The 5,070-nt window shown below is 74.6% G+C and carries 2 protein-coding genes; both read left to right on the forward strand.

The genetic code is table 11. From position 1 onward, the window contains the following. The first annotated feature begins 618 nt into the window (after positions 1–618). Positions 619–3,423 (forward strand): helix-turn-helix transcriptional regulator, encoded by a 2,805-nt coding sequence (locus ABTY61_RS41645; protein ID WP_350510461.1) that lies wholly within the window; start codon positions 619–621, stop codon positions 3,421–3,423. Positions 3,424–3,627: 204 nt separating this feature from the next. After that, positions 3,628–4,578, forward strand: a complete 951-nt coding sequence (locus ABTY61_RS41650) for a polyprenyl synthetase family protein (protein WP_350510462.1) — start codon at positions 3,628–3,630, stop codon at positions 4,576–4,578. Positions 4,579–5,070: the final 492 nt, after the last annotated feature.

The raw sequence follows: 5,070 nt of genomic DNA on the forward strand, positions 1-5,070 counted from the left end.
CGCTCGCCGCGTGCGGGCCCGACAACGTGGACCCGCCGCTGAACGCCGGGCCGAGCGCCACTGCCACCGGGCCCGGGGCCCCGCCGTGCGGACCGGCGGACCGCTGTGCACCCACCCCCGTGCCGGAGCTGCCGCCCGGCGCGCACTCCGTCGCCCTCCGGCCCGTTCGACACGACCGGGGTCGCCCGACGGGGCCTCGCGGCCCGAACCCTCGGGCTCGTGGAGCGTGGACCGTCCCCTCGGTACCCGGGGCCCGCCGGACTCCCGGGCGGCCACCGCCGTCCCCTCTCTCCCCCCTTCCTTCCCGGCCGGCCGGCCGCCCGTGCGAGCGGCGCTCCAGGGCCGGCCCCCGAGGCGTTTCACCAGGTCCTCCGGGGTCGCCGGGCCGGTCCGGCAGGAATGGCGGCACGACTGCGAAGCGGGGAGAAGTTGTTGTCGTGCAGGTTCTGGTCGGCATTTTGTCCGAGGTCAGTCCGGTGGGCGCTCCCTAGACTCAAGATCGCCGCCGGAGCGATTTCCGGGCGGCAAACCTCTACACGCGCCCGCGACTCTTTCCGGGGCTCGCCGTGCGGCGGAGGGCGCGCTGACCGCGACGCGGACGAATCCGAGGGCAGAAACGTGCTGATCGATCGTGAACGAGAGCTGGCCGTACTGGAAACCGCGCTCGCCGACGCCTTCCAAGGGACTAGCGGGATCGTCCTGATCGAGGGCGCGGTCGGCTGCGGGAAGAGCGAACTCGTCGAGACCGTCGCCGAGTCCGCCGCCTCCTCCGGCGCCGTGGTGCTGCGGGCCATCGGCACCGCCGTCGAGCGGGACCTCCCGCTCGGCGTGCTCGGCCAGTTGCTGGCCGCCGCCCCGGCCGGGGCCCTGCCGGACCCGGCCGCCGCGCCGGAGCCGTCCCGGGTCGACGTGATGCAGGCCCTGTGCGCGGCCGTGCACCGGCTCGCCGAGCGCGCACCGGTGGTCATCTGCGTCGACGACCTGCACCACGTCGACGACCTGTCCTGTCAGTACCTGCTCCACCTGGTCCGCCGCACCCGTGCCGCCCGGGTGCTGCTGGTGTTCACCGAGTCGCTCCACGAGCGGCGCGACGACCCCGTCTACCGGACCGAGCTGCTGCGCCAGCGCGGCTTCGTCCGGATCCGGGCCGGACGGCTGTGCCCCGAAGCGGTCGGCGGGCTGGTCGCCGCCGAATCGGCCTCCCAGATCGCCGCCGCCCCGGCCGACGGCAGGACCCCGCCGGCGGTCGACGCCGCCGCCGGCAACCCGCTGCTGCTGCGCGCCCTGCTCGAGGAGCACCGGGCCGGCGGCCGCGCCCCCGAACCCGGCGGCGCCTTCGCCCAGGCCGTCCTCGCCTGCCTGCACCGTTGCGGCCCCGTGGCGCGCCGTCTCGCCGAGGTGTTGGCGGTGCTCGGCGACCTCGGCTCGCACGAACTCGCCGTCCGGCTGCTCCGCAGCACCGATGCCGCGGTCGTCCGGGGCACCGTCGCCCTCGATGCCGCCGGCATCCTGCTGGGCTACCGCTTCCGCCACGCCGTCGCCCGCCAGGCCGTGCTCGACCGGATGCACCCGGACGACCGGACCGCCCTGCACCGCCGTGCCGCCGTACTCGCCCACCGGGCCGGCGCCCCGAGCACCGCCGTGGCCGCCCAACTGCTCGCCGCGGGCAGCACCGACCTGCCGTGGGCGGCGACGGTGCTCGCCAACGCGGCCGAGCAACTGCTCGCCGACGGCGCGACCCACCAGGCCGCCGCCTGCCTCGAACTCGCCTACCGCGGCCCGGCCGACGACGGGCAGCGCGCCCAGTTCCGCATCAAGCTCGCCGCCATCACCTGGCGGACCAACCCCAGCGCCGCCGAGCGCGCCCTCGCCGGTCCGCTGGAGAGCCTGCGGGCCGGCCGGCTCGGACCTGCCCGGCTCGGACCGCTCGCCCGGCTGCTCACCGAGCAGGGCCGGATCGACGAGGCCGACCAGGCGCTGGAGCAGCTGGCCGACAGCCGCGCAGCCGAACCCGGCGGCCGGCCCGTCGGCGCGTTCGGCCGCGGAACCGACCCGCTGGACGGGCTCTCGGCCTTCCGGTGGGCCGGTACGACGAAGCCCGGAGCGGGCGCCCGGCCCGCCCGGGTCGCGGCGCCCGCCACCCTGTGGGCGATCCCCGAGTACACGGCGGACGGTTCGGCCGGCGCCGAAGCCGAGACCTTCCTGCGCGGCGCCACCCTCGGCGCCGGCACCGCCGCCCCGATCGTGCAGGCCGTCCGGGCCCTGATGGCCATCGACAGCCCGTCCCGGGCCGTGTCCTGGTGCCAGGTGTTCGCGGAGGAGGCGGTACGGCGCGGCGCACCCGGCTGGCAGACCGCCTTCACCGCCCTGCGTGCCGAGGTGCTGCTCAGGCAGGGCGACCTGACCGGCGCGCAGCAGACCGCCGAGACCGCCCTGGACCTGTTGCCGGAGCGCGGCGGCAGCGCCTTCGCGGGGGGTGTGGCCGCCACCCTGATCCGGGCCGCCACCGCAGCGGGCCGGCACGACATCGCCGCCCGCGAACTCAGCCGCCCGCTGCCCGAGGGCCTGGTCGGCAGCATCCACGGCCTCGCCTACCTGCGGGCCCGCGGCCGCTACCACCTCGCCACCCACCGCTACCACGCGGCGCTCGTCGACTACCTCGACATCGGCCGCAGCCTCATGCGGTGGGGCCTGGACCGGCCGCTGCTGCTGCCCTGGCGGCTCGGCGCGGCCGAGGCGCTGATCCGGCTCGGCGAGATCCCGCACGCCGGCCGCTTCATCGCCGAACAGCGCGCCCACCGGGACTCCACCCACCCGTGGGTCTCCGGCCTCACCCTGCGGGTGCGCGCCGCCATGTGCGAACCCCGGGAGCGGCACGCCCTGCTCGCCCGCGCGGTGGACGAACTGCACGACTCCGAGGACCGTTACGAACTGGCCCGGACCCTGGCCGACTTCGCCGGGGCGCTGCGGGACCTCGGCGACGGCAACCGCGCCGACCTGGTCGACCGGTTGGTCTGGAAGCTCGCCAAGGAGTGCGGCGCGCAGGCGCTGTGCGAGCAGACCGCCCCCGCCTCAGCCGCTGCCTCCGTCCCCGCCGCTGCCGCTGCCTCCGTCTCTGCCTCTGTCTCCGCCTCCGTTATCGGCGAACCCCGCGGCGCCCGGGGAACCCCCGGCCTGTCCGAGGCCTCCCGGTCCGACAGCATCGACATCGCCGACCTCCAGGCCAGGCTCAGCGACTCGGAGAAGCGGGTGGCGATGCTCGCGGTGGACGGCCACACCAACCGTGAGATCGGGATGAAGCTCTGCATCACCGTGAGCACCGTCGAGCAGCACCTCACCCGGGTCTACCGCAAGCTCGGCATCACCTGTCGTCGGGACCTTCCCGCCGAACTCCACCTGCTCGGCTCGGGCAGCCGGGCGTGACGGTTCGGCAATCCGGACGGCGGGAGTCCGGCGACGCGCGGAACACACCGTGCCGGGGATGAGCGGAACCGGTCGCCCCCGGTGTGCCGACCGGGGGTGTCCGCCGACCCGCGCCCGCGCCCGAGCCCGCGCCTGCGGTCGTCGCCGGCCCGGCCGTCCGCCGGTGGGGCTCGGCGCGGTGCCGCGCCTATCAATGGAGACGCCATGACGCCGCAGTCCATGCCGCCGGAAGCGGCCCTGCCCGAGCTGCTGCGCACCGGCATGGCGGCTCTGGTCGAGGACCGGATGCGTGTCCTGCTGCACGCCGAGCAGGCGCGGTGCCAGGCCACCGACCCCGGGGCCGTGGGAATGATGGAGGGCCTGGCGGAGCTGGTCACCGCCGGCGGGGAGCGGATCCGTCCCACCGTCCTGCTCACCGGCTACCTCGCGGCGGGCGGCGACTCGGCGGCCGAACCCGTCCTGGACGCGGCGGTGGCCCTCGAACTCCTCGACACCTGCTACCTGATCCACCGCGACGCCTGGGAGAACTCCCTGCTGCGGCACGGCGCCCCCACCCTGCACGTCCGGCACAGCGCCGAGCACGAGCGCAACGGCTGGGGCGGTGATGCCCGCTACTTCGGCATCGGGATGGCCTCCCTGGTCGGAGACCTGGCGACGGCCCTCGCCGACCGCATCGCCGCGAACCTGCCGGACGCCGTCCGGCAGGTCTGGTACGACCTGCGGATCGGCCGGCTGGGCGGAAGCTACGTGGACTCCGCGCTGTCCAGCAGCTACCTGGCGGACCCGTGGCCGGCCGAATGCCTCACCGGCTGCGCCCGGGGCTGCGGCAGCGGTTGGTACGCGCTCCTGCACCCGCTGTTGATGGGCGCGGCCCTGGCGGGTCGCGGCGACCTGGCGGTGGTCTACCAGGACTACGCGCGCCCGGTGCACGCCGCCTGGCGGATGCGGGGCTTCCTCAGCGGCGGCGGGGACCGTGACTGGTACGGCGATCTGCTGCGGGAGGCACTGCTCGACGGAGAGGACCGCGACCGGGTCGAGCGCACCATCGCCCACCTGCTCGACCGCAGCCACCGGGCCCTCGCCGCCGCGGCGTTCTCCCCGGTCTGGCACGCCGAGCTCGCCGGTCTGGCCGCCCGTCTGACGGCCCCGCGGTAGCCGCCAGGGCCGGAAAGCGGCCCTGGCGGGGCTGGGGATTTGTTCTGGACGCCGAGCAGGGGTACTGTCTCCCAGTCGCTCGGCAGGGAGAACCGGACACGCGTTTGCGCGGACGGTCCCGGAGCGGCCAATCCCTTGAGACACCACTTCCGGTCCGTACCGGTCGTTTCGCTTTGCGCGGCTCGGCTCGGTGCTTATTCGGCGTGCGCTTTTTATCGGATTGCGGCCGGATTCGCTTTTCGGAGCGGGGATCGGCTAGAGTTTGAAACGTCGGACGGGGCGTCAAACCCCGGAAGACATCGGCGAGTTGGATGACGAAGCCCCGGAAAACGGAGCGGAAAACATCTGATAAGCTGGAAACACGAAAGAACGAAGCGCCCGGAGGACCCGCTGGAAAGCGGTCCGAAGGAAGCGTCCGTTCCTTGAGAACTCAACAGCGTGCCAAAAGTCAACGCCAGATATGTTGACATCCCCGGCCTCGATCGTCTGATC

Source organism: Kitasatospora sp. NPDC096128, assembly GCF_040303105.1.
Taxonomy (GTDB): Bacteria; Actinomycetota; Actinomycetes; order Streptomycetales; family Streptomycetaceae; genus Kitasatospora.